The organism is Flavobacterium sp. J372, assembly GCF_024699965.1.
In the GTDB taxonomy this organism is placed as follows: domain Bacteria; phylum Bacteroidota; class Bacteroidia; order Flavobacteriales; family Flavobacteriaceae; genus Flavobacterium.
On record NZ_JAJOMZ010000004.1, the window covers coordinates 1,154,699 to 1,176,363 of the forward strand.

The 21,665-nt window shown below is 41.0% G+C and carries 30 protein-coding genes and 6 pseudogenes; 34 read left to right on the forward strand and 2 right to left on the reverse strand.

Annotated features, from left to right (window positions below; all coding sequences use genetic code 11):
* Window positions 1-3: 3 nt before the first annotated feature.
* The 34 genes and pseudogenes from rpsJ (at window position 4) to ctlX (ending at window position 20,298) form a co-directional block, all read left to right on the forward strand.
* Complete coding sequence (rpsJ, locus tag LRS05_RS05695) at window positions 4-309, forward strand: 30S ribosomal protein S10 (protein WP_020213633.1); 306 nt, start codon at window positions 4-6, stop codon at window positions 307-309.
* 206 nt (window positions 310-515) lie between these two features.
* Window positions 516-1,133, forward strand: coding sequence for a 50S ribosomal protein L3 (gene rplC, locus LRS05_RS05700; RefSeq protein WP_257867429.1), 618 nt, complete (start codon window positions 516-518; stop codon window positions 1,131-1,133).
* A complete protein-coding gene (rplD, locus tag LRS05_RS05705; RefSeq protein ID WP_257867430.1) occupies window positions 1,133-1,762 on the forward strand; it encodes a 50S ribosomal protein L4 in 630 nt (209 codons plus the stop codon). The genes rplC and rplD overlap by 1 nt, the downstream gene beginning before the upstream one ends.
* 7 nt (window positions 1,763-1,769) lie before the next feature.
* Window positions 1,770-2,060, forward strand: coding sequence for a 50S ribosomal protein L23 (rplW, locus tag LRS05_RS05710; protein WP_257867431.1), 291 nt, complete (start codon window positions 1,770-1,772; stop codon window positions 2,058-2,060).
* A gap of 6 nt (window positions 2,061-2,066) precedes the next feature.
* Window positions 2,067-2,890, forward strand: a pseudogene (rplB, locus tag LRS05_RS05715) (50S ribosomal protein L2).
* 10 nt (window positions 2,891-2,900) lie between these two features.
* Window positions 2,901-3,179, forward strand: a complete 279-nt coding sequence (gene rpsS, locus LRS05_RS05720) for a 30S ribosomal protein S19 (protein ID WP_014085019.1) — start codon at window positions 2,901-2,903, stop codon at window positions 3,177-3,179.
* Window positions 3,180-3,184: 5 nt separating this feature from the next.
* Entirely contained in the window at window positions 3,185-3,598 is a 414-nt protein-coding gene (rplV, locus tag LRS05_RS05725; protein ID WP_257867432.1) for a 50S ribosomal protein L22, read from the forward strand.
* A gap of 8 nt (window positions 3,599-3,606) precedes the next feature.
* Window positions 3,607-4,353 (forward strand): 30S ribosomal protein S3, encoded by a 747-nt coding sequence (gene rpsC / locus LRS05_RS05730; protein WP_257867433.1) that lies wholly within the window; start codon window positions 3,607-3,609, stop codon window positions 4,351-4,353.
* Window positions 4,354-4,371: 18 nt separating this feature from the next.
* Window positions 4,372-4,792, forward strand: a pseudogene (rplP, locus tag LRS05_RS05735) (50S ribosomal protein L16).
* A gap of 11 nt (window positions 4,793-4,803) precedes the next feature.
* Entirely contained in the window at window positions 4,804-4,995 is a 192-nt protein-coding gene (gene rpmC, locus LRS05_RS05740) for a 50S ribosomal protein L29 (protein WP_114676967.1), read from the forward strand.
* A gap of 50 nt (window positions 4,996-5,045) precedes the next feature.
* Window positions 5,046-5,273 carry a 30S ribosomal protein S17 gene (gene rpsQ, locus LRS05_RS05745; RefSeq protein WP_257869238.1) on the forward strand — a complete coding sequence of 76 codons (228 nt, stop codon included), beginning with the start codon at window positions 5,046-5,048 and terminating at the stop codon, window positions 5,271-5,273.
* 2 nt (window positions 5,274-5,275) lie between these two features.
* Complete coding sequence (rplN, locus tag LRS05_RS05750) at window positions 5,276-5,644, forward strand: 50S ribosomal protein L14 (RefSeq protein WP_007803649.1); 369 nt, start codon at window positions 5,276-5,278, stop codon at window positions 5,642-5,644.
* Between the two features lie 12 nt (window positions 5,645-5,656).
* Window positions 5,657-5,972: pseudogene (gene rplX / locus LRS05_RS05755) on the forward strand (50S ribosomal protein L24).
* Window positions 5,973-5,974: 2 nt separating this feature from the next.
* Window positions 5,975-6,526: a 50S ribosomal protein L5 gene (gene rplE, locus LRS05_RS05760; protein ID WP_257867435.1), complete on the forward strand. Its 552-nt coding sequence runs from the start codon at window positions 5,975-5,977 to the stop codon at window positions 6,524-6,526.
* A gap of 3 nt (window positions 6,527-6,529) precedes the next feature.
* On the forward strand, window positions 6,530-6,799 hold the full coding sequence (rpsN, locus tag LRS05_RS05765; RefSeq protein ID WP_094413657.1) for a 30S ribosomal protein S14: 270 nt from the start codon (window positions 6,530-6,532) through the stop codon (window positions 6,797-6,799).
* Between the two features lie 70 nt (window positions 6,800-6,869).
* Window positions 6,870-7,268: a 30S ribosomal protein S8 gene (gene rpsH, locus LRS05_RS05770; RefSeq protein ID WP_257867436.1), complete on the forward strand. Its 399-nt coding sequence runs from the start codon at window positions 6,870-6,872 to the stop codon at window positions 7,266-7,268.
* A 16-nt stretch (window positions 7,269-7,284) separates the two neighbouring features.
* Window positions 7,285-7,827: a 50S ribosomal protein L6 gene (rplF, locus tag LRS05_RS05775; protein ID WP_257867437.1), complete on the forward strand. Its 543-nt coding sequence runs from the start codon at window positions 7,285-7,287 to the stop codon at window positions 7,825-7,827.
* 20 nt (window positions 7,828-7,847) lie between these two features.
* The gene (rplR, locus tag LRS05_RS05780; RefSeq protein ID WP_257867438.1) at window positions 7,848-8,198 is read left to right on the forward strand and encodes a 50S ribosomal protein L18; all 351 of its coding nucleotides are present in this window, start codon (window positions 7,848-7,850) and stop codon (window positions 8,196-8,198) included.
* A gap of 9 nt (window positions 8,199-8,207) precedes the next feature.
* Window positions 8,208-8,732 (forward strand): 30S ribosomal protein S5, encoded by a 525-nt coding sequence (gene rpsE, locus LRS05_RS05785; protein ID WP_257867439.1) that lies wholly within the window; start codon window positions 8,208-8,210, stop codon window positions 8,730-8,732.
* A gap of 12 nt (window positions 8,733-8,744) precedes the next feature.
* Window positions 8,745-8,927, forward strand: coding sequence for a 50S ribosomal protein L30 (rpmD, locus tag LRS05_RS05790; RefSeq protein ID WP_257867440.1), 183 nt, complete (start codon window positions 8,745-8,747; stop codon window positions 8,925-8,927).
* An 11-nt stretch (window positions 8,928-8,938) separates the two neighbouring features.
* The gene (gene rplO / locus LRS05_RS05795; protein WP_257867441.1) at window positions 8,939-9,394 is read left to right on the forward strand and encodes a 50S ribosomal protein L15; all 456 of its coding nucleotides are present in this window, start codon (window positions 8,939-8,941) and stop codon (window positions 9,392-9,394) included.
* A 13-nt stretch (window positions 9,395-9,407) separates the two neighbouring features.
* Window positions 9,408-10,754 (forward strand): preprotein translocase subunit SecY, encoded by a 1,347-nt coding sequence (gene secY, locus LRS05_RS05800; protein ID WP_257867442.1) that lies wholly within the window; start codon window positions 9,408-9,410, stop codon window positions 10,752-10,754.
* A 7-nt stretch (window positions 10,755-10,761) separates the two neighbouring features.
* Window positions 10,762-10,977, forward strand: coding sequence for a translation initiation factor IF-1 (infA, locus tag LRS05_RS05805; protein WP_007136545.1), 216 nt, complete (start codon window positions 10,762-10,764; stop codon window positions 10,975-10,977).
* 10 nt (window positions 10,978-10,987) lie between these two features.
* Complete coding sequence (ykgO, locus tag LRS05_RS05810) at window positions 10,988-11,104, forward strand: type B 50S ribosomal protein L36 (protein ID WP_002987490.1); 117 nt, start codon at window positions 10,988-10,990, stop codon at window positions 11,102-11,104.
* 2 nt (window positions 11,105-11,106) lie between these two features.
* Complete coding sequence (rpsM, locus tag LRS05_RS05815) at window positions 11,107-11,481, forward strand: 30S ribosomal protein S13 (protein ID WP_257867443.1); 375 nt, start codon at window positions 11,107-11,109, stop codon at window positions 11,479-11,481.
* Window positions 11,482-11,489: 8 nt separating this feature from the next.
* Entirely contained in the window at window positions 11,490-11,873 is a 384-nt protein-coding gene (gene rpsK, locus LRS05_RS05820) for a 30S ribosomal protein S11 (RefSeq protein WP_023574076.1), read from the forward strand.
* Window positions 11,874-11,961: 88 nt separating this feature from the next.
* Window positions 11,962-12,567, forward strand: coding sequence for a 30S ribosomal protein S4 (gene rpsD / locus LRS05_RS05825; RefSeq protein ID WP_257867444.1), 606 nt, complete (start codon window positions 11,962-11,964; stop codon window positions 12,565-12,567).
* Window positions 12,568-12,589: 22 nt separating this feature from the next.
* On the forward strand, window positions 12,590-13,582 hold the full coding sequence (locus LRS05_RS05830; RefSeq protein ID WP_257867445.1) for a DNA-directed RNA polymerase subunit alpha: 993 nt from the start codon (window positions 12,590-12,592) through the stop codon (window positions 13,580-13,582).
* Window positions 13,583-13,612: 30 nt separating this feature from the next.
* Complete coding sequence (rplQ, locus tag LRS05_RS05835; protein ID WP_257867446.1) at window positions 13,613-14,107, forward strand: 50S ribosomal protein L17; 495 nt, start codon at window positions 13,613-13,615, stop codon at window positions 14,105-14,107.
* A 126-nt stretch (window positions 14,108-14,233) separates the two neighbouring features.
* Window positions 14,234-15,349, forward strand: coding sequence for a glutamine-hydrolyzing carbamoyl-phosphate synthase small subunit (carA, locus tag LRS05_RS05840; protein WP_257867447.1), 1,116 nt, complete (start codon window positions 14,234-14,236; stop codon window positions 15,347-15,349).
* A gap of 116 nt (window positions 15,350-15,465) precedes the next feature.
* Window positions 15,466-16,761 (forward strand): phosphopyruvate hydratase, encoded by a 1,296-nt coding sequence (eno, locus tag LRS05_RS05845; RefSeq protein ID WP_257867448.1) that lies wholly within the window; start codon window positions 15,466-15,468, stop codon window positions 16,759-16,761.
* 199 nt (window positions 16,762-16,960) lie between these two features.
* Window positions 16,961-18,245, forward strand: a pseudogene (locus LRS05_RS05850) (citrate synthase).
* A gap of 188 nt (window positions 18,246-18,433) precedes the next feature.
* Window positions 18,434-19,349: pseudogene (locus LRS05_RS05855) on the forward strand (dimethylarginine dimethylaminohydrolase family protein).
* 10 nt (window positions 19,350-19,359) lie between these two features.
* Window positions 19,360-20,298: a citrulline utilization hydrolase CtlX gene (ctlX, locus tag LRS05_RS05860; protein WP_257867449.1), complete on the forward strand. Its 939-nt coding sequence runs from the start codon at window positions 19,360-19,362 to the stop codon at window positions 20,296-20,298.
* Window positions 20,299-20,740: 442 nt separating this feature from the next.
* On the opposite strand, the gene LRS05_RS05865 is transcribed toward ctlX, so the two are convergent.
* Window positions 20,741-21,031, reverse strand: coding sequence for a hypothetical protein (locus LRS05_RS05865; RefSeq protein ID WP_257867450.1), 291 nt, complete (start codon window positions 21,029-21,031; stop codon window positions 20,741-20,743).
* A gap of 85 nt (window positions 21,032-21,116) precedes the next feature.
* Window positions 21,117-21,664, reverse strand: a pseudogene (locus tag LRS05_RS05870) (MarC family protein); the annotation flags it as partial.
* Window position 21,665 lies beyond the last annotated feature (1 nt).

The following is a 21,665-nucleotide window of genomic DNA, read 5'->3' on the forward strand; positions in this document are numbered from 1 at the left end:
AAAATGAGTCAGAAAATCAGAATAAAACTAAAATCATACGATCACAGCCTTGTAGACAAGTCTGCTGAAAAGATCGTTAAGACTGTAAAAAGCACAGGAGCTGTAGTAACAGGCCCTATTCCGCTTCCTACACACAAAAAGATTTTTACCGTACTGCGCTCGCCGCACGTAAACAAAAAATCAAGGGAGCAGTTTGAGGTTAGCTCTTACAAGAGGCTTCTTGATATTTACAGCTCTTCTTCTAAAACCATTGATGCCCTAATGAAATTAGAACTGCCAAGCGGTGTAGAAGTTGAAATCAAAGTGTGATAATTCCGCTTTATATAATTAAGCCCCGACGAAAGTCGGGGCTTTTTATTGGTACAAAAATTAGAATGGCTGTAAATCAGCAAAATATTTAAGATATTTTTTTGTAAGTGTTTGATATTCTCATTTTAATGACTACTTTTGCACCCCTGTTTATAGTGTCCTATGCTATAAATTGAAGGGAATTAATTAATTAATAACAAATTTTTATGTCTGGGTTAATTGGAAGAAAAATCGGCATGACCAGTATTTTCGACGAGAACGGGAAGAACATTCCTTGTACCGTGATAGAAGCTGGACCATGCGTTGTTACCCAAGTCAGAACCAACGAGGTTGACGGGTATGAAGCGTTGCAACTTGGTTTCGATGACAAAACAGAAAAGCATGCTGTTAAAGCGGCTCAGGGCCACTTTAAAAAGGCAGGTACTTCTGCTAAGAAGAAAGTCGTTGAATTCCAGGATTTCGCAACTGAGCACAAATTAGGTGATGTTATCACTGTAGACGTTTTCGCAGAAGGCGAATTCGTGGATGTAAAAGGAGTATCAAAAGGTAAAGGCTTCCAAGGTGTTGTAAAGCGCCACGGTTTTGGTGGTGTTGGGCAGTCTACTCACGGTCAGCACAACCGTCTTAGGGCTCCTGGTTCTGTGGGTGCATCTTCTTATCCTTCAAGGGTATTTAAGGGAATGCGCATGGCAGGCCGTACAGGTGGTGAAAATGTAACAGTTCAAAACCTTAGAGTTTTAAAAGTTGTTGCCGATAAGAACCTTTTAGTAGTAAAAGGCGCTATACCGGGGCACAAAAACTCTTATGTAATCATTCAGAAGTAATGGAAGTAAAAGTATTAAATATCAACGGAAAAGAAACTGGCAGAACGATTACTCTTTCTGATTCAGTTTTCGGTATAGAGCCAAACAAACACGCTGTATACCTTGATGTTAAGCAATATCTTGCCAACCAGCGCCAGGGTACCCACAAAGCCAAAGAAAGGGCTGAAGTGACAGGTAGTACGCGTAAGGTGAAGAAACAAAAGGGTACAGGTACTGCGCGTGCAGGTTCTGTAAAGAGCCCATTGTTTAAAGGCGGTGGTACAGTATTTGGCCCAAGGCCGAGGAGCTACTCTTTCAAGCTTAACAAAAACCTTAAGCGCCTTGCAAGGAAATCTGCTCTTGCACTTAAAGCTCAGGAGAGTAATTTAGTGGTTCTTGAAGACTTCAATTTTGACGCTCCGAACACTAAAAATTTCATTAACGTATTGAAAGCTTTAGGGTTAGAAAACAAAAAATCGCTGTTTGTGTTGGGTGATGCGAATAAAAATGTATATTTGTCGTCTCGCAATCTAAAGGCTTCAAGTGTTGTAACTTCTTCAGAATTAAGTACTTACGCTATTTTACATGCGAATAACCTGGTTCTTTTAGAGAGTTCATTAGAAGGAATCGAAGAAAATTTAAGCAAATAATAGGGCTATGAGTATCATAATTAAACCTATCATTACTGAAAAAATAACTAAAGACGGTGAAGTTTTCAACCGCTTTGGTTTTGTTGTTGACAAAAAAGCAAACAAAATCCAGATTAAGAATGCTGTTGAGGCAGCTTACGGGGTGAGTGTTGTTGATGTTAACACAATGAATTACAGGGCTGATAGATCGGTTAAATACACTAAGAGTGGTTTAATCTCAGGAAAGACAAATGCTTACAAAAAAGCTATTGTACAAGTACAGGAAGGTGAAACAATAGATTTTTATAATAATATCTAATAGAAAATGTCAGTTAGAAAATTAAAACCTATTACCCCGGGTCAGCGTTTTAGAGTTGTAAATAGCTTTGACACTATTACAACTGATAAGCCGGAGCGTTCATTGATCGCACCGAAAAAAACTCAGGCGGTAGAAATAGTCAAGGAAAAATGACCATGCGTTATACAGGCGGTGGTCATAAGCAAAGGTATCGTATGATTGATTTTAAAAGGACGAAGGAAGGTGTTCCTGCGACTGTTAAAACTATCGAGTACGATCCAAACCGTTCAGCATTCATATCTCTATTGTACTATGCTGACGGACAGAAAACATACATCATTGCACAAAACGGTCTTCAGGTAGGCCAGACTGTAGTTTCAGGAGCTGATGCAGCCCCGGAAATCGGTAACGCTTTACCTCTTAGCAAAATTCCTCTGGGAACCGTTATATCTTGTATCGAACTACGTCCTGGGCAGGGAGCGGTTATCGCTCGCAGCGCTGGTACTTTCGCTCAGCTTATGGCAAGGGATGGTAAATATGCTACAATCAAAATGCCTTCAGGTGAAACAAGGTTGATCCTTCTTACTTGTATGGCTACAATTGGAGCAGTTTCAAACTCTGACCACCAGCTTATCGTTTCCGGTAAGGCAGGTAGGTCTCGCTGGTTGGGCAGAAGGCCAAGGACAAGGCCGGTAGCTATGAACCCTGTAGATCACCCGATGGGTGGTGGTGAAGGACGCTCTTCAGGAGGTCACCCACGCTCAAGGAAAGGTCTTCCGGCTAAAGGTTACAGGACTCGTTCTAAAGTGAACCCAAGTAATAAGTATATTATAGAACGTAGAAAAAAATAATAAGTAAGATATGGCACGTTCATTAAAAAAAGGACCTTTCGTACATTATAAGTTAGATAAGAAAGTTCAGGAAAATATCGAAAAAGGTAACAAGGGTGTAGTTAAGACTTGGTCTCGCGCTTCTATGATTACTCCGGATTTTGTTGGGCAGACTATCGCAGTACACAACGGGCGCCAGTTCGTTCCGGTTTACGTAACAGAAAACATGGTAGGTCATAAATTAGGAGAATTTTCACCGACACGCTCTTTCAGGGGCCACGCCGGTGCTAAAAATAAAGGTAAAAAATAATAGCAATGGGAGTTCGTAAAAGAGAAATGGCCGATGCACGTAAAGAAGCTAACAAGCAGATTGCATTCGCTAAGCTAAATAACTGCCCGACTTCACCAAGGAAAATGCGTTTAGTTGCAGACCTTGTACGTGGAAAGAAAGTAGAATTAGCGCTAAATATATTGAGGTTCAGTACTAAGGAAGCTTCTCGCAAGCTTGAAAAACTGCTTCTTTCTGCCATCAACAACTGGCAGCAGAAGAACAGTGAGGAAAGCCTTGAAGATGCTGGCCTGTTCATAAAAGAAATCAGGGTAGACGGTGGTATGATGCTGAAAAGGCTTAGGCCAGCTCCGCAGGGCCGCGCTCACAGGATAAGGAAACGTTCTAACCACGTAACTATCGTGCTTGGAGCTATTAACAACAATACACAAAGCAATTAATAAACAGTATGGGACAAAAGACAAATCCAATCGGGAATCGCCTTGGTATCATCCGTGGCTGGGACTCTAACTGGTATGGTGGCAATGACTACGGCGATAAACTTGCCGAAGATCACAAAATCAGAAAGTACATCCATGCCCGTTTATCAAAAGCGAGTGTATCTAAAGTAATCATCGAGAGGACTTTAAAGCTTGTAACCGTTACTATCACCACTGCACGTCCTGGTATCATTATCGGGAAAGGCGGCCAGGAGGTAGACAAGCTGAAAGAAGAACTTAAGAAAATTACCGACAAAGAGGTTCAAATCAACATCTTTGAAATCAAAAGGCCTGAACTTGATGCTTACCTTGTAGGTACAAGCATTGCCCGCCAGATTGAAAGCCGTATCTCTTACAGGAGGGCTATTAAAATGGCTATCGCTGCCGCTATGCGTATGAACGCAGAAGGTGTAAAAGTGATGATCTCAGGTCGTCTTAACGGTGCTGAAATGGCACGTTCAGAAATGTTCAAAGAAGGTCGTATTCCTCTATCAACTTTCCGTGCGGACATTGATTACTCACTTGCTGAAGCTCACACTACTTATGGTAGGATGGGTATAAAAGTGTGGATCATGAAAGGTGAAGTTTACGGTAAAAGAGATCTTTCTCCGTTAGTAGGTATGGACAAAAAGCAGTCTAAACCTTCAGGATCTCAAGACAGGCAAGACCGTGGAGGCAGGCCTGACCGTGGTGGTAACCAACGCAAAAGAAAGTAATCATTAAACTAAAGAAAAATGTTACAGCCTAAAAGAACAAAATACCGTAAGGTACAGAAAGGTAAAATGAAGGGCGTGTCTCAAAGGGGCCACGAACTTTCAAACGGAATGTTTGGTATCAAGTCTTTAGATTCATCTTTCATCACTTCCCGCCAGATCGAGGCTGCACGTATCGCTGCAACCCGTTTCATGAAAAGGGAAGGTCAACTTTGGATTAAAATTTTCCCGGATAAGCCTATCACCAAAAAACCTCTTGAGGTACGTATGGGTAAAGGTAAAGGTGCAGTTGAATACTGGGCTGCAGTTGTAAAGCCGGGAAGGATAATGTTTGAAGTAGGAGGCGTGCCTTTGTCAGTAGCTAAAGAGGCGCTTCGCCTTGCTGCACAAAAAGCTTCCTGTTAAAACTAAGTTTATCGTTGCGAGGGATTTTGAAGCATAATCAAATTTATCATGAAACAATCAGAAATTAAAGATCTGTCTGCAGCTGAGTTACAAGGTAAACTTGGTGAACTAAGGAAGACATATGCCGACTTAAAATCAGCTCACGCTATTTCTCCAATCGAAAACCCGCTACAGATTCGTACTGTGCGCAGGTCTATCGCAAGGGTTGCTACTGAGCTAAGCAAAAGAGAGTTACAATAATTGTAGTCTAAGCTGAAAGATGGAAAAAAAGAAACTTAAGAAAAGAGAGAATAGGTGTAGTTACCAGTAATAAAATGGAGAAATCAATCGTGGTTTCCCAAACTACAAGAGTAAAGCACCCATTATACGGTAAGTTCGTGTTGAAAACAAAGAAATATGTTGCACACGACGAAACGAACGACTGTAACATTGGTGATACAGTAAGGATCATGGAAACACGTCCTTTAAGTAAGTCTAAATGTTGGAGGTTAGTTGAAATCATTGAAAGAGCGAAGTAATTATGGTACAACAGGAATCTAGATTAAAAGTAGCAGACAACACGGGAGCAAAAGAAGTTTTAACTATCCGTGTATTAGGGGGAACGAAACGTCGTTACGCCTCTGTTGGAGATAAAATTGTAGTATCTATTAAAGATGCAACACCAAACGGTAACGTTAAGAAAGGTGCTGTTTCTACTGCAGTTGTTGTACGTACCAAAAAAGAAGTGCGCCGTGCCGACGGTTCATACATCAGGTTTGACGATAACGCTTGCGTATTGTTGAATGCTGCTGGTGAAATGAGAGGTACGCGTGTTTTTGGTCCGGTAGCGAGAGAACTTCGTGAAAAACAATTCATGAAAATTGTATCATTAGCACCAGAAGTGCTTTAATTCGTTTCAAAAATGATAAAGCTAAAGATAAAATCAGGAGACACGGTAAGAGTTATCGCCGGAGACCACAAAGGCTCTGAAGGTAAAGTTGTACGCGTGCTTCGTGAAAAGAACAAAGCGATTGTTGAAGGCGTTAACATGGTGTCTAAGCACACTAAGCCAAGCGCTAAAAACCCACAGGGCGGCATCGTGAAGAAAGAAGCTCCTATCCATATTTCTAACATTGCCCTTGTTGACTCTAAAACTAAAGAGACTACAAAAACTGGCGTTAGGGACTGAGGGAGATAAGAAAGTGAGATTTTCAAAAAAATCTAATCAAGTACTATAGTGATGGCTTATATACCAAGACTAAAACAAGAATATAAGGACAGGGTAGTCCCTGCACTTAAAGAAGAGTTCGGTTACAAAAACGTAATGCAGGTTCCTAAACTTGAAAAGATCGTTTTGAGCCGTGGCGTTGGTGCAGCTGTGTCTGATAAGAAGCTTATCGACTATGCAGTTGAAGAACTTACAAAAATTACCGGCCAAAAGGCAGTATCTACAATTTCTAAGAAAGACGTTGCGTCATTCAAACTTAGGAAAGGTATGCCAATCGGTGCTAAAGTAACTTTACGTGGCGAGAGGATGTATGAATTCCTTGACAGGCTTATTACAGCTTCACTCCCGCGTGTAAGGGATTTTAACGGTATTAAGGCAACAGGTTTTGACGGAAGGGGTAACTATAACCTTGGTGTTACTGAGCAAATCATTTTCCCTGAAATTGATATTGATAAAGTGAACAAAATATCAGGATTAGATATTACTTTTGTGACCTCTGCGCAAACAGACAAAGAAGCGAAGTCATTATTAACTGAACTAGGTTTACCTTTTAAAAAGAATTAAGTTATGGCTAAAGAATCAATGAAAGCCCGTGAGGTAAAAAGGGCTGCCTTGGTAGCAAAATATGCTGAAAAAAGGAAAGCTCTTCTTGAAGCCGGAGATTACGAAGGACTTCAGAAACTTCCTAAAAACGCTTCACCTGTACGCCAGCACAACCGTTGCAAACTTACAGGAAGGCCAAGGGGCTACATGCGCCAGTTCGGTATTTCACGTGTAACTTTCCGTGAAATGGCAAACAATGGCCTTATACCAGGTGTGAAAAAAGCCAGCTGGTAATTAAAGAATTATAAATTGGTAAAAGGTTCGGCCGTAACAGGCCGAAAACCATTACCGCAAATTAATAAATATGTATACAGATCCAATCGCAGATTTTTTGACAAGGATAAGGAATGCAGTACGTGCTAACCACAAAGTGGTAGAGGTTCCTGCTTCTAACCTTAAAAAAGAAATCACAAAGATTTTATTCGATCAGGGCTATATCCTTAGCTACAAATTTGAAGATAATGCTGTACAAGGCACTATCAAAATCGCTCTTAAGTATGAAAAAGAAACTAAAGAGTCTGTAATTAAAGATATCCAGAGAATTAGTAAACCAGGTTTGCGTAAATATGCAGGTGCTGATAACCTTCCAAGGATCCTTAACGGCCTTGGTATTGCCATAGTTTCTACATCAAAAGGCTTGATGACAGGAAAGCAGGCAAAGCAACAGAATGTTGGTGGTGAAGTAATCTGTTACGTATACTAATAATAAGACTTATACAATGTCAAGAATAGGTAAAAACCCAATTGCAATACCAGCCGGCGTAACAGTAGATGTTGCTGATGGTATGGTGACTGTAAAAGGTAAAAAAGGCCAGCTTACTCAGGAGTTTTCTGATGTAACCATTAAAATGGAAGATGGCCAGATTTTGGTAGAAAGGTCTTCAGATCATAAAGATCTAAGGTCTAAACATGGTTTATACAGGGCCCTTATCAATAATATGATTGTAGGTGTTTCTGAAGGTTTCACAAAAGAGCTTGAGCTTGTGGGTGTAGGTTACAGGGCGTCAAACCAGGGACAGAAACTGGATATCGCTCTTGGTTTCTCTCACAACATTGTGCTTGAAGTTGTACCTGAAGTTACTGTAGAAACTGTATCTGAAAAAGGTAAGAACCCGATAATAAAACTTTCTTCTTTTGATAAACAGCTTTTAGGGCAGGTAGCGGCAAAAATCCGTTCTTTCCGTAAGCCTGAGCCGTACAAAGGAAAAGGAGTTAAGTTTGTAGGTGAAGTATTAAGGAGAAAAGCAGGTAAGTCAGCTTAATAATCTTAAAAATTAAGACTATGTCATTAAATAAATCTGAAAGAAGACAAAGAATTAAGTTCAGGATCAGAAAGATTGTAAGCGGAACTGCTGCTATGCCAAGGCTTTCTGTTTTCAGGAGCAATAAAGAAATCTATGCACAAATCATAGATGACGTGAATGGTGTTACTCTGGCTGCTGCTTCTTCAAGAGATGCAGGTATTGCAAAAGGCACTAATATAGAAACTGCTGCAGCTGTAGGTAAGGCTATCGCTGAAAAGGCTCTTAAAGCCGGTATTGAAACCATCGCTTTTGACAGGGGCGGTTACCTTTACCACGGACGTGTAAAATCATTAGCTGAAGGCGCAAGAGAGGCCGGACTTAAATTCTAAGAAGAAATTATGTATCATAATTATAAAAACGTAGAACTAGTAAAACCTAGCGGGCTTGAACTTAAAGACCGCCTGGTTGCAGTAAACCGTGTTACTAAAGTTACTAAAGGTGGTAGGGCTTTCGGCTTTTCTGCTATAGTAGTTGTAGGTGATGAGAACGGTGTTGTAGGCCACGGCCTTGGCAAATCTAAAGACGTATCTGAAGCTATTGCTAAAGCAGTTGAAGATGCCAAGAAAAACCTTGTAAGAATACCACTTTCAGGCCAGTCTGTACCACATGAGCAAAAAGGTAAATTTGGCGGTGCACGCGTACTGCTTATGCCTGCATCTCACGGTACAGGAGTAATTGCCGGTGGTGCTGTACGTTCAGTACTTGAGTCGGTAGGTATTCACGATGTATTATCAAAGTCTCAGGGATCATCAAACCCTCACAATGTTGTGAAAGCTACTTTTGATGCACTTCTTCAAATGAGGAGCGCAGTGACTGTTGCTAAACAAAGGGGAATATCTCTTGAGAAAGTATTTAAAGGTTAATTCAAGGAAATTATGTCAAAAATAATAGTAAAACAGGTTAGAAGCCAGATCAACTGCCCACTTACGCAAAAGAGGACTCTTGAGGCTTTGGGCCTTCGCAGATTAGGACAGGTTGTTGAACATGATGCAACTTCTTCTATCCTTGGAATGGTAAACAAAGTTAAACACTTGGTTTCTGTAGAAGAAACTAAATAACAAATACAGTTATGAACTTAAATAACTTGCAACCAGCTGAAGGTTCAACACACAATCAGAACAAAAGGGTAGGCCGTGGTGAAGGCTCAGGCAAAGGCGGTACTGCCGCACGCGGCCACAAAGGTGCCAAGTCACGCTCAGGTTACTCTAAGAAAATTGGTTTTGAAGGTGGACAGATGCCGTTACAGCGCCGTGTGCCTAAATTCGGTTTCAAAAACATTAACCGTAAGGAGTATGCAGGTGTAAACCTTGACACGCTTCAGGCTCTTGTAGATAATGGCATCGTTACAGATAATACTGTAGATTTTGCAGTATTGGTGGCAAACAGGCTGGCTACAAAAAATGAAATGGTAAAGATTTTGGGAAGAGGAGAGCTTAAGGCAAAACTAAAAGTAACTGCTCACAAATTTACTGCTACTGCTAAGGCTGCTATTGAAGCTGCAGGCGGCGAAGCTGTAAGTTTATAATCTTTAAAGCCAGATGAAGAAATTTATAGACGCGTTTATCAATGTTTGGAAAATAGAGGAGCTTAAAAACAGGATCCTCGTAACTCTTGGGTTGTTGCTTGTGTACCGCTTTGGTGCACATGTAACGCTGCCCGGCATTGATGCTACAAAACTAAACAGCCTTACAACCCAGACAGATTCAGGTATCGGATGGCTTATCGATGTATTTACAGGTGGTGCGTTCTCGCAGGCATCTGTATTTGCATTAGGTATTATGCCTTACATTTCTGCATCTATCGTTGTACAGCTTATGGGTATCGCGATACCTTACCTTCAAAAACTTCAGAAAGAAGGCGAAAGCGGAAGAAAGAAAATCAACCAGATTACGCGCTGGCTTACAATAGCCATTACTCTTGTTCAGGGTCCGGGTTATATCTATAACTTATACAGGACACTGCCGGCAGATGCGTTTATGCTAGGTTTTGATAACTTCTCATTCCTTTTCTCTGCAGTAGTTATCCTTACAACAGGTACCATATTTGCTATGTGGCTTGGTGAAAAGATTACAGATAAAGGTATTGGTAACGGTATATCACTACTTATCCTTATCGGTATCATCGCAAGGATGCCTCAGGCATTTATTCAGGAATTTACATCTGTAGTTACTGAAAATAACGGTGGCCCGCTAAAGCTTCTTCTTGAAGTGGCGCTTTGGATAATTGTAATCATAGGTTGTATACTGTTAACAATGGCTGTAAGGAAAATCCCTGTACAATATGCAAGGCGTACTACATCAGGTGATTTTGAACAGGATGCGATGGGAGGCAACAGGCAATGGATACCGCTTAAGCTTAATGCTTCGGGTGTAATGCCAATTATCTTTGCCCAGGCTATCATGTTCATACCTGCTGCACTTGCAGGCCTTTCAAAGTCTGAAGCTGCCCAGACCGTTACTACGCAGTTCCAGAATGTGTTCGGTTTGGCCTATAATGTAGTTTTTGCTCTATTAATTATAATTTTTACGTACTTTTACACCGCGATTACAGTGCCTACCAATAAAATGGCAGATGATCTTAAAAGAAGTGGTGGTTTTATACCAGGTGTAAGGCCTGGTGTTGAAACCGGGGACTATCTTGACAGGATTATGTCATTAATCACTTTCCCTGGCTCTTTATTCTTAGCGCTTATAGCCGTGTTCCCGGCCATAGTGGTAAGTTTGCTTGGAGTTCAGTCACAGTGGGCTTTGTTCTATGGCGGAACATCGCTGCTCATTATGGTAGGAGTTGCAATCGATACTATTCAGCAAATAAATTCTTACTTGTTGAACAGGCATTATGACGGATTGATGAAAAGTGGTAAAAATAGAAAAGCGGTAGCTTAAGGTTTTTATGGCAAAACAATCAGCAATAGAACAAGACGGATCAATAATTGAGGCACTATCAAATGCCATGTTCCGTGTAGAGTTAGAAAACGGACATATTGTAATTGCTCATATTTCAGGCAAAATGCGTATGCACTACATCAAGTTGCTTCCGGGTGACAAGGTGAAGCTTGAAATGAGCCCTTATGATTTATCCAAAGCAAGAATTACTTATAGATACTAAAGCTATTAAAATGAAAGTAAGAGCATCAGTTAAAAAGAGAAGTGCCGAGTGCATCATAGTGCGCAGGAAAGGCAGATTATACGTTATTAACAAAAAGAATCCTAGATTTAAACAAAGACAAGGATAATTATGGCGAGAATTGCAGGGGTAGATATACCTAAAAACAAAAGAGGAGTTATTGCTTTAACCTACATCTTTGGTATAGGAAAAAGCAGGGCGCAGGAAATTCTTGCAAAAGCCCAGGTAAGCGAAGATAAAAAAGTTCAGGAGTGGAACGATGAAGAGATAGGTAACATCCGTGAGGCTGTATCTTACTTCAAAATTGAAGGTGAGCTTCGTTCAGAAATTTCTTTGAACATCAAGCGCCTTATGGATATCGGCTGCTACAGGGGTATCCGTCACAGATCTGGTCTTCCATTAAGGGGCCAGCGCACCAAAAACAACTCAAGGACAAGAAAAGGTAAGAGAAAAACTGTTGCTAACAAGAAAAAAGCAACTAAATAATAAGTAGTATGGCTAAAGCGAGTACAAAAAAACGTAAAGTTATTGTAGAGTCTACAGGCGAAGCTCATATTAACGCAACTTTCAATAATATCATCATTTCTTTGACAAACAAGAAAGGTGAAGTTATCTCTTGGTCTTCAGCCGGAAAAATGGGCTTCAGGGGTTCTAAAAAGAACACTCCTTATGCAGCTCAGATGGCAGCAGAAGACTGTAGTAAAGTTGCTTTGGAGGCAGGCCTTAAGAAAGTAAAAGTTTACGTTAAAGGCCCTGGAAACGGACGTGAGTCTGCTATCAGGTCTATCCATAATGGTGGTATAGAAGTTACTGAAATCATTGATGTAACTCCAATGCCGCACAACGGATGCCGCCCTCCTAAGAGAAGAAGAGTTTAATTATTTTTAGAGTATAACCAAAACAGGACAAAAAGATTATCGAAGGATACGACCTGAATTCATAATCCCTGTTTTATAATTTTTAGCAATGGCAAGATATACTGGTCCACAAACTAAAATTGCCCGTAAATTTGGCGAGGCAATCTTCGGAGACGACAAGTCATTCGAAAAAAGGAATTACCCTCCCGGGCAACATGGTTTAGCCAAAAAAAGAGGTAAAAAATCAGAGTACGCTGTACAGCTTATGGAAAAGCAGAAAGCTAAGTACACTTACGGTATCCTTGAAAAGCAATTCAGGAACCTGTATGAAAAAGCAGCAGCATCTAAAGGTGTAACAGGTGAAATCCTACTACAGCTTTGTGAAGCAAGGCTTGACAATGTGGTTTTCAGAATGGGCATCGCACCTTCAAGAAGGGCTGCAAGGCAAATTGTATCACACAGGCATATTACTGTAAACGGTGAAGTGGTAAACATCCCTTCTTACCATTTGAAAGCCGGTGATAAAGTTGCTGTTCGTGAAAAATCAAAATCTCTTGATACTATCGAGCGTTCTTTGTCTAATTCATCTCAGGTATATGAGTGGATTACCTGGAATAACGATACTAAAGAAGGTACTTTTGTTTCAGTACCTGCCAGGATACAAATCCCGGAAAATATCAAAGAACAACTAATCGTCGAGTTGTATAACAAATAATAATTGACATCAGTCGAACAATATGGCAATATTTAATTTTCAGAAGCCCGATAAAGTTATCATGATCGATTCAACCGATTTCACGGGGAAATTTGAGTTCCGTCCCCTTGAGCCAGGTTATGGATTGACTGTTGGTAACGCACTTAGGAGAGTTTTGCTTTCTTCACTTGAAGGGTATGCAATTACTTCTGTGCGTATTGAAGGAGTTGACCATGAATTCTCTACAATAGCAGGCGTAGTTGAAGATGTTACCGAAATAATCCTGAACCTGAAGCAGGTTCGTTTCAAGCGCCAGATTGAGGACATTGACAACGAATCAGTATCAGTTTCTTTCACAGGAAAAGACCAGCTTACAGCAGGTGATTTCCAGAAATTTATATCAGGATTCCAGGTGCTTAACCCTGAGCTTGTTATCTTTAATATGGATAGCAAGGTGAACATTAACCTTGAACTTACTATTGAAAAAGGCAGGGGTTATGTTCCGGCTGAGGAAAACAAAAAGCAAAACGCTGCTATAGGAACAATTTTTACAGACTCAATCTTTACTCCGGTAAAGAATGTAAAATACGCGATTGAAAACTTCCGTGTTGAGCAGAAAACAGACTATGAAAAGCTTGTTTTTGAAATCATAACAGACGGTTCAATACATCCTAAAGAAGCGCTTACTGAGGCAGCTAAAACATTGATTCATCACTTTATGCTGTTCTCTGATGAGAGAATAACTCTTGAGGCCGACGAAATAGCACAAACAGAATCTTATGATGAAGAATCACTTCACATGAGGCAGCTCCTTAAAACCAAACTGGTTGACATGGACCTATCTGTAAGGGCACTTAACTGCCTGAAAGCGGCTGAAGTTGATACCTTGGGAGACCTTGTATCATTCAATAAGAATGACCTGATGAAGTTCCGTAACTTCGGTAAAAAATCGCTTACTGAGCTTGATGAGCTTGTTGCGGCTAAAAACCTGCACTTCGGGATGGATTTGGCGAAATATAAATTAGATAAAGAATAATCCGGGCCGTAAGGTTTAAATAACAGAGCAATGAGACACGGAAAAAAAGTAAACCACTTAGGCAGGCAGGCCGGGCACAGGAAACTGATGCTGGCTAACATGGCCTGTTCACTTATAGAGCACAAGCGCATCAATACAACTGTTGCAAAGGCGAAAGCCCTTAAGATGTTTATTGAGCCGCTTGTAACAAAATCAAAAGAAGACACTACTCACAACAGGCGTATCGTTTTCTCTTACCTTAGGAATAAATATGCCGTTACTGAACTTTTCAGGGAGGTAGCTGCTAAGGTAGGTGACCGTCCGGGCGGATACACACGTATCATTAAGCTTGGTAACCGTCTTGGTGACAACGCTGATATGGCAATGATAGAGCTTGTAGACTTCAACGAACTGTACAATGCAGTTAAGAAAGAAGAGAAAAAGACTACCCGCCGCAGCAGGTCTTCTAAGAAAGCTGAAACTGCTCCTGCCGCTGAGGCTGCACCAGCAGTGGAAACTGAAGAAAATAAAGAAGCTACTGAATAATCATGAATTTGATTTTTCAATAACACAAAAAAGGATAAGCTGTAAAGTTTGTCCTTTTTTTTTGCCTTTACTCTATTGAAAGATTTACACTAAATTTGCACTAACAACAACTACAACACAACAAGCATGAAATATTCTAACAGGGAACAGGCAGTTCTCCTTTTGGCAGACGGGACAATATTTTACGGAAAGTCAATTGGTATTACAGGCACAACTTTTGGCGAGGTTTGCTATAATACTGGTATGACAGGTTATCAGGAGATTTTTACCGACCCGTCTTACTACGGCCAGATTATGGTAGCCAGTAATGCACATATAGGCAATTACGGTACAAACGCTGAAGAAATTGAAGCTGACAAAGTAATGATTGCCGGCCTGGTTTGTAAAAACTTCAGCTTTAATCATTCGCGCGTAAATTCAGAAGAAGGACTTAAGGATTATTTTGAAAGGCAAAATCTTGTAGCGATATCTGATGTTGATACCCGCGCCCTTGTAAGCTACATTCGCGATAATGGCGCCATGAATGCAGCTATTTGTACTGACGGAACATCAATAGAAGAGTTGAAAGCCAAATTGCAGGAAGTGCCGGATATGAAAGGGTTGGAGCTTTCTTCGAAGGTTAGTACTAAAGAGCCTTATTTCATTGGTAATCCTGATGCGAAGTATAAAATTGCAGCGCTTGATCTGGGTATTAAAAAGAATATCCTCCGTAACCTTGCTTCGCGCGATTGCTACATTAAAGTATATCCGTATGATGCCACATATGAACAACTGAAAAGTTTTAATCCGGATGGCTACTTCCTGTCAAATGGCCCGGGTGATCCCGACCCGCTGATTGTTCCGCAGGAAACGGCACGCCAGATACTGGAGAAGAACGAACCTGTTTTCGGCATTTGCCTTGGGCATCAGGTACTGGCCTTGGCTAACGGCATCCCGACCTACAAGATGTTTAACGGGCACAGGGGCATAAATCACCCTGTGAAGAACATCCTTACCGGTGAAGGAGAAATAACATCGCAAAACCACGGATTTGCAGTAGTGCGTGAGGCTTTAGAAGCTCATCCTGATTTTGAAATTACACATGAGCATGTTAATGACGGAACAGTAGCCGGTATGCGTATGAAAAGTAAAAACTGCTTTTCAGTACAATATCACCCTGAAGCCAGCCCTGGCCCGCATGACGCTACATATCTGTTTGACCAGTTTATAGCGAATATAGAGAAAGCAAAGACAGCTTATTAAAGCTGTTATGCTAAAACGTTTGCGTTTATAAGTTTATAATTAAGGGTGCTTTCAGTAATTCAAATTGGTTAAATTTGTTTTTTAATGTCTTAAAATACCAACAAAAAATATAAATAATGAGTATAATTATTAAAGTACACGCAAGGCAAATCCTTGACTCAAGAGGTAACCCAACAATTGAAGTTGATGTAATAACCGACAATGGTATACTTGGCCGCGCTGCTGTACCTTCAGGAGCCTCTACAGGTGAGCATGAAGCGGTTGAGCTTCGTGATGGCGGTAAAGCCTATATGGGCAAAGGTGTTTTGAAAGCGGTTGAAAATGTAAACACTACCATCGCAGCTGAGATTGTAGGGATGTCAGTCTTTGAACAGAATGCTATTGACAAAGTGATGATTGACCTTGACGGTACTGCTAATAAATCTAAACTCGGCGCTAACGCAATATTAGGTGTATCGCTTGCCGTGGCTAAAGCTGCAGCTAATGAACTGGGCTTGCCATTATATCGTTATGTAGGCGGAGTATCCGGCAACACACTGCCAGTACCGATGATGAACATCATCAACGGTGGTTCGCATTCAGATGCGCCTATCGCCTTCCAGGAATTTATGATCATGCCGGTAAAAGCAAATAACTTCACGCACGCGATGCAGATAGGTACGGAAATCTTCCATAACCTAAAGAAAGTACTTCACGACCGTGGGTTGAGTACAGCTGTTGGTGACGAGGGAGGTTTTGCCCCGAACCTTGCAGGAGGTACCGAAGATGCCCTTGATACCATAAAAAAAGCGGTTGAGAATGCAGGTTACAAATTTGGTGACGATGTTATGATTGCGCTTGATTGTGCTGCATCTGAGTTCTACAAAGACGGTAAATACGACTACACTAAATTTGAAGGCGAAACAGGTAAGGTACGGACATCTAAAGAGCAGGCAGATTACCTTGCTAAACTTGCAGCCAAATACCCTATAATCTCTATTGAAGATGGTATGTACGAAGATGACTGGGACGGCTGGAAATACCTTACGGAACAAATTGGCGACAAAGTACAGCTTGTAGGTGATGACTTGTTCGTGACAAATGTAGAGCGCCTTGCAAGGGGTATTAATCAAAACATTGCAAACTCAATTCTTATTAAAGTAAACCAGATTGGTACTCTTACTGAAACTATAGCTGCCGTAAACATGGCGCACAACGCTGGATACACTTCGGTAATGTCTCATCGCTCGGGCGAGACGGAAGATAACACAATTGCCGACCTTGCTGTGGCGCTTAATTGCGGGCAGATTAAAACAGGTTCCGCTTCACGAAGCGACCGTATGGCTAAGTATAACCAGTTATTTCGTATTGAGGAGGAGCTGGCTGATGTAGCGTATTTCCCGAAAGAGAAAGCTTTTAAGGTAAAGAGGTAATTTTTAAACTTACACAGTTTTAAAAGTTACTTGATTAAAGAATAATCTTACATGCGCAATATATTTAAAAGCCGGCTTTCCATAAGGCCGGCTTTTGAAATATGTTCAAAATTTAATGAATTTATCATATGATTTTCTTTACAAATAAAATGTAATTCATTAAATTCGCAGGATTATATAATAAATCCATATAAATATCATGTCAAATACTGCAATATTAGAGATTAATGGCAAAAAGTATGAGCTCCCTATGATTGTGGGCTCAGAAAATGAAGTTGCCATTGATATCGAAAAGCTTCGCGGCGAAACGGGCGCTATCACAATGGACCCGGGTTACAAAAATTCAGGTGTATGTAAAAGTGATATCACTTTCCTTGATGGTGAAGAAGGTATACTCCGTTACCGTGGCTACGCCATTGAAGACCTTGCTGCTAAAGCAAATTTCCTTGAAGTATCTTACCTGTTGATTTTTGGCGAATTGCCAACAGCGGCACAGCTTGAAAAGTTTGAGAATGACATCAGGAAATATACACTGGTGAATGAAGAGATGAAGAACATCATCGACGGTTTTCCGAAAACGGCGCACCCAATGGGCGTACTGTCATCATTAACCAGTGCACTTACAGCTTTCAACCCTAAATCGGTTGACGTTTTTAATGAAAAGGAAATGTATGAAGGTGTATGCAAAACAATGGGTAAATTCCTGGTGATTGCTACCTGGACATACAGGAAGCAAATGGGCTACCCGCTTAACTACTACGATAATACAAAAGGATATGTAGAAAACTTCATGAGGCTGATGTTTGAATTGCCTACGGGGCCATATAAAACTAACCCTGTGGTAATTGATGCGCTTGACAAGCTTTTCATCCTACATGCCGACCATGAACAAAACTGTTCAACATCAACTGTACGTATGGTAGGCTCATCTCACGCAGGCCTGTTTGCTTCAATTTCTGCAGGTGTATCAGCACTTTGGGGGTCCGCTGCATGGCGGCGCTAACCAGGCAGTGCTTGAAATGCTTGAAGCTATTCAGAAAGATGGCGGAGATGCTGAAAAATATCTTGCCAAAGCAAAAGATAAAGAAGACCCATTCCGTCTTATGGGCTTTGGGCACAGGGTTTATAAGAACTTCGACCCACGCGCTAAAATCATTAAGAAAGCTGCTGATGAAGTGCTTTCTACTCTTGGCGTTGATGATCCTATCCTAAAAATAGCAAAACAACTTGAAGAATCTGCCCTGCAGGATGATTACTTCAAATCAAGGAACCTATACCCGAATGTTGATTTCTATTCCGGAATCATCTACAGGGCATTGGGCATACCAACTGAAATGTTTACAGTGCTGTTTGCAATCGGGCGCCTTCCTGGCTGGATTGCACAGTGGAAAGAAATGCGTGTGAACAAAGAGCCGATTGGCCGTCCGCGCCAGATTTACACAGGTGCGCCGCTAAGGGATTTTGTCCCGATGGAGTCAAGATAATGGCTTATCAAATAACTGAAATCCCGGATGTATCATTCGGGATTTTTGTTTTTAAAATCTTTGAACAATTCTCAAATTATCAATAAAAAATAGTCTGTTGATTAGGTGATTGATAATTTTAAAACTAAAATAGCTTAGATAGTGAGTTTTCAGGGGGCATTACTTATATTTGCCAAAAAGCAATTTTTATGCTTGAGCTGAACGTAAAAAACGAAACATCAAGGCTACGTGCCGTAATACTCGGCACTGCCGAAAGCAATGGACCTACACCCGAAGCCCACGAGGCATACGACCCGAAATCTTTGGAACACATTCTTGCAGGGACCTATCCTACAGAGGAAGACATGGTTAAAGAAATCAATGCTGTGCTCGAGGTCTTCAAAAAGTATGATGTGGATGTGTACCGCCCCGAATTAATTAAAGATTATAACCAAATCTTTAGCCGCGACATCGGTTTTGTGATAGATGACATTTTCATCAAAGCTAATATACTGCCTGACAGAGAGCGTGAGCTTGAGGCAATTGAGCATATTATTAAAAAGATAGACCCGTCTAAAGTGGTGCAACCGCCGGCAGAAGTGCATATTGAGGGGGGGAGATGTTATCTTGTGGAATGACCATATTTTCATCGGTACATACAAAGGCAAAGATTACAGTGAGTATATAACTGCACGTACCAATATGCACGGTGTGAACTACATACGTGAAATGTTTCCGAATAAAATTGTGCGCGAATTTGACTTGGTAAAATCAAGGATTGAACCACGCGATAACGCCCTGCACCTCGATTGCTGTTTTCAGCCGGTAGGTAAAGACAAAGGCGTGATTTACAAAGGCGGTTTCCGTGATGAAGCGGAATACCTATATCTGGTTGATCTCTTCGGGTATGAAAACCTGTTTCATATTGAGCGGGAAGAGATGTATCACATGACATCAAATTTCTTTTCAATAGCTGAAAATGTGGTGGTTATAGAGAAAAATTTTGGCAGGCTTAAGAACTGGCTTCTCGACCGTGATTTTATTGTAGAGGAAGTTCCGTATGCAGAGATTTCAAAACAGGAAGGGCTGCTGCGTTGTTCAACATTGCCTTTAATTCGTGACTAATATTTTGACCATGAGACAGATAACTGATACTATATTGATGATACGCCCGGTGGCTTTCCGCATGAATGAGCAAACCGCGGTAAATAATTACTACCAAAAAGTACTTGAAAACCTTACTCCGGCAACGGTAAATGCCAAAGCCCAGCAGGAGTTTGACGGCTTTGTTGAAAAGCTAAGGGCTGCCGGCATAGATGTAATTGTAGTAGATAGCACGGAAGACCCTGATACGCCTGACTCAATTTTTCCGAATAACTGGGTGTCTTTCCATGAAAATGGTGATGTGGCGCTATACCCGATGTTTGCCGAAAACCGCCGCCTGGAGCGCCGTGAGGATATACTAGACCTGCTTGAAGATCATGGGTTTAATATCGATAACATAGTTGATTATACCTCTGCGGAAGAAGACGGTTTTTTTCTTGAGGGTACGGGAAGTATAGTACTTGACAGGACAAACCACAAAGCCTATTGCGCGCTTTCGCCAAGGGCTGATGAAGAGCTGCTGATAGAATACTGCGAAGACTTTGAACTGACACCAATCATCTTCGAAGCCTTCCAAAGTGTTGGTAATGAGCGCCGTCACATCTATCACACCAACGTGATGATGTGTATTGGCGAGACATTTGCCGTTATTTGTGCAGATTGTATTGATGACAAAAAAGAGCGCAAAATGGTATTGGAGAATCTTCGCAATGACGGTAAGGAGATTATATTACTTACTGAGGCACAGCTGAATAACTTTGCCGGCAATATGCTTCAGGTGCAAAACAAAGAGGGTAAAAGTTATCTTGTAATGAGTGCATCGGCGCACCAGGCATTGACAAAAGACCAGATTAGCAAACTTGAAAAACATACTGAAATCCTTTCGGCAAATCTTGATACGATTGAAGCTTGCGGCGGTGGCAGTGCAAGATGCATGATGGCTGAAGTTTTCCTTTTAAAGAAACAGTAACATATTAATTACTTCAAGATTCAAAGCGCTAATAATCAAAATATTAGCGCTTTTTTGTTTTGATTACATTAACATTTAGGCTTAAAATTTTCCTAATCGAACTCAGATTGTATAAAATAGGCTTCACTTTTGGCAGTATGCAGGTGCAGGGTTTAACACTTCTTTAACAATCTTACTTTTTTTAAACTTCTAGTAATTCCAAACCTGACCATCATTTTTGCGGAAAATGTAAAATCGATGAACTGCATATTTTTGAACGGAAGCGTTCACAGCTTTTTGAAAAAGGCATCGTAACTTTGCAAAATAATTTTTGTTTCAAGTTTTGAAGTTCGTTCTTTGAAATAGTGAAACAAATTATTCAGCCAGTTGTAGTGAACCTATCGAAGTGGACTAATTCCGCAAAAATTCACAACTATTAAAAAAACAAATTTTGATATTGAAGTTAATCAACTGTAACGCTTCCATATAGTATAGGTTCTGAAGTAGTATTGTCTTCATCAGTAAGACTGCCATGAGCAATCACAGAATAATTTTGAAGAAGAGGTTTGAAAGTCTCTTTATCATTTGCAGGCTTTAAGACTATCAAATCTGTTTCCAGTTCTTCGTCCTTTAAAGGTTTACTAAGTTTAATCAATAGCCTGTCACCGCCACGATCATACAGGATTGTCCCAAACAGGTTTTTATCCCAGCTTTTCGGTTCATGCACAATAATTCGTACGGTTAGTCCCCTCATATCAGCCAAAATTAATCGCCGATACAACATTTACTATCGAGCTCATGATGTACTGTATCCCGATGGCGATAACGATAAACCCGATAATCCTTGAAATGGCGACAATACCCGAGGCGCCGAGTATACGCGAAAGGTAGTGGGCGCTGCGCATGATGATGAAGATAACCAGCGCTACTGCTGCCATGGCGCAACAGGTAATGATTTGCTGTTCAATTGTTGTGTAATCCTGGTACATGGCAATAAGCAACGATATAGAACCCGGCCCGGCCAGCATGGGTATGGCAAGTGGCGTGAGTGCAATATCATTACGGCGTTGGGCATCGTCTTCAACTTCTTTGTTTACGCCACGGCTTCGGGTAAATTTACGGTTAAGGAGTGAAAAGCCCGAGTTTACAATAATAAAGCCACCGGCAATGCGGAGCGCATCTATGCTTATGCCGAAAAAAGCCAAAACATACTGCCCCACAAAAAAGAAATGAGCATGATAATGAATACGTTTACCGCGCACCAAAGTGATATCCGCTGCCGCTCTTTGGTGCTGTCATCCTGGGTGAGGCCTACAAAAATAGGCACAGCCCCAAGCGGATTGATAACAGAAAAAAGCGCGGCAAATATGTAAACAAAAAGCTCCATG

Excerpts from the sequence above, each read along its gene's own strand:
- rpsJ (WP_020213633.1), top strand. The coding sequence starts at position 4 with ATGAGTCAGAAAATCAGAATAAAACTAAAATCATACGATCACAGCCTT.
- rplC (WP_257867429.1), top strand. The coding sequence starts at position 516 with ATGTCTGGGTTAATTGGAAGAAAAATCGGCATGACCAGTATTTTCGAC.
- rplD (WP_257867430.1), top strand. The coding sequence starts at position 1,133 with ATGGAAGTAAAAGTATTAAATATCAACGGAAAAGAAACTGGCAGAACG.
- rplW (WP_257867431.1), top strand. The coding sequence starts at position 1,770 with ATGAGTATCATAATTAAACCTATCATTACTGAAAAAATAACTAAAGAC.
- rpsS (WP_014085019.1), top strand. The coding sequence starts at position 2,901 with ATGGCACGTTCATTAAAAAAAGGACCTTTCGTACATTATAAGTTAGAT.
- rplV (WP_257867432.1), top strand. The coding sequence starts at position 3,185 with ATGGGAGTTCGTAAAAGAGAAATGGCCGATGCACGTAAAGAAGCTAAC.
- rpsC (WP_257867433.1), top strand. The coding sequence starts at position 3,607 with ATGGGACAAAAGACAAATCCAATCGGGAATCGCCTTGGTATCATCCGT.
- rpmC (WP_114676967.1), top strand. The coding sequence starts at position 4,804 with ATGAAACAATCAGAAATTAAAGATCTGTCTGCAGCTGAGTTACAAGGT.
- rplN (WP_007803649.1), top strand. The coding sequence starts at position 5,276 with ATGGTACAACAGGAATCTAGATTAAAAGTAGCAGACAACACGGGAGCA.
- rplE (WP_257867435.1), top strand. The coding sequence starts at position 5,975 with ATGGCTTATATACCAAGACTAAAACAAGAATATAAGGACAGGGTAGTC.
- rpsN (WP_094413657.1), top strand. The coding sequence starts at position 6,530 with ATGGCTAAAGAATCAATGAAAGCCCGTGAGGTAAAAAGGGCTGCCTTG.
- rpsH (WP_257867436.1), top strand. The coding sequence starts at position 6,870 with ATGTATACAGATCCAATCGCAGATTTTTTGACAAGGATAAGGAATGCA.
- rplF (WP_257867437.1), top strand. The coding sequence starts at position 7,285 with ATGTCAAGAATAGGTAAAAACCCAATTGCAATACCAGCCGGCGTAACA.
- rplR (WP_257867438.1), top strand. The coding sequence starts at position 7,848 with ATGTCATTAAATAAATCTGAAAGAAGACAAAGAATTAAGTTCAGGATC.
- rpsE (WP_257867439.1), top strand. The coding sequence starts at position 8,208 with ATGTATCATAATTATAAAAACGTAGAACTAGTAAAACCTAGCGGGCTT.
- rpmD (WP_257867440.1), top strand. The coding sequence starts at position 8,745 with ATGTCAAAAATAATAGTAAAACAGGTTAGAAGCCAGATCAACTGCCCA.
- rplO (WP_257867441.1), top strand. The coding sequence starts at position 8,939 with ATGAACTTAAATAACTTGCAACCAGCTGAAGGTTCAACACACAATCAG.
- secY (WP_257867442.1), top strand. The coding sequence starts at position 9,408 with ATGAAGAAATTTATAGACGCGTTTATCAATGTTTGGAAAATAGAGGAG.
- infA (WP_007136545.1), top strand. The coding sequence starts at position 10,762 with ATGGCAAAACAATCAGCAATAGAACAAGACGGATCAATAATTGAGGCA.
- ykgO (WP_002987490.1), top strand. The coding sequence starts at position 10,988 with ATGAAAGTAAGAGCATCAGTTAAAAAGAGAAGTGCCGAGTGCATCATA.
- rpsM (WP_257867443.1), top strand. The coding sequence starts at position 11,107 with ATGGCGAGAATTGCAGGGGTAGATATACCTAAAAACAAAAGAGGAGTT.
- rpsK (WP_023574076.1), top strand. The coding sequence starts at position 11,490 with ATGGCTAAAGCGAGTACAAAAAAACGTAAAGTTATTGTAGAGTCTACA.
- rpsD (WP_257867444.1), top strand. The coding sequence starts at position 11,962 with ATGGCAAGATATACTGGTCCACAAACTAAAATTGCCCGTAAATTTGGC.
- LRS05_RS05830 (WP_257867445.1), top strand. The coding sequence starts at position 12,590 with ATGGCAATATTTAATTTTCAGAAGCCCGATAAAGTTATCATGATCGAT.
- rplQ (WP_257867446.1), top strand. The coding sequence starts at position 13,613 with ATGAGACACGGAAAAAAAGTAAACCACTTAGGCAGGCAGGCCGGGCAC.
- carA (WP_257867447.1), top strand. The coding sequence starts at position 14,234 with ATGAAATATTCTAACAGGGAACAGGCAGTTCTCCTTTTGGCAGACGGG.
- eno (WP_257867448.1), top strand. The coding sequence starts at position 15,466 with ATGAGTATAATTATTAAAGTACACGCAAGGCAAATCCTTGACTCAAGA.
- ctlX (WP_257867449.1), top strand. The coding sequence starts at position 19,360 with ATGAGACAGATAACTGATACTATATTGATGATACGCCCGGTGGCTTTC.
- LRS05_RS05865 (WP_257867450.1), bottom strand. The coding sequence starts at position 21,031 with ATGAGGGGACTAACCGTACGAATTATTGTGCATGAACCGAAAAGCTGG.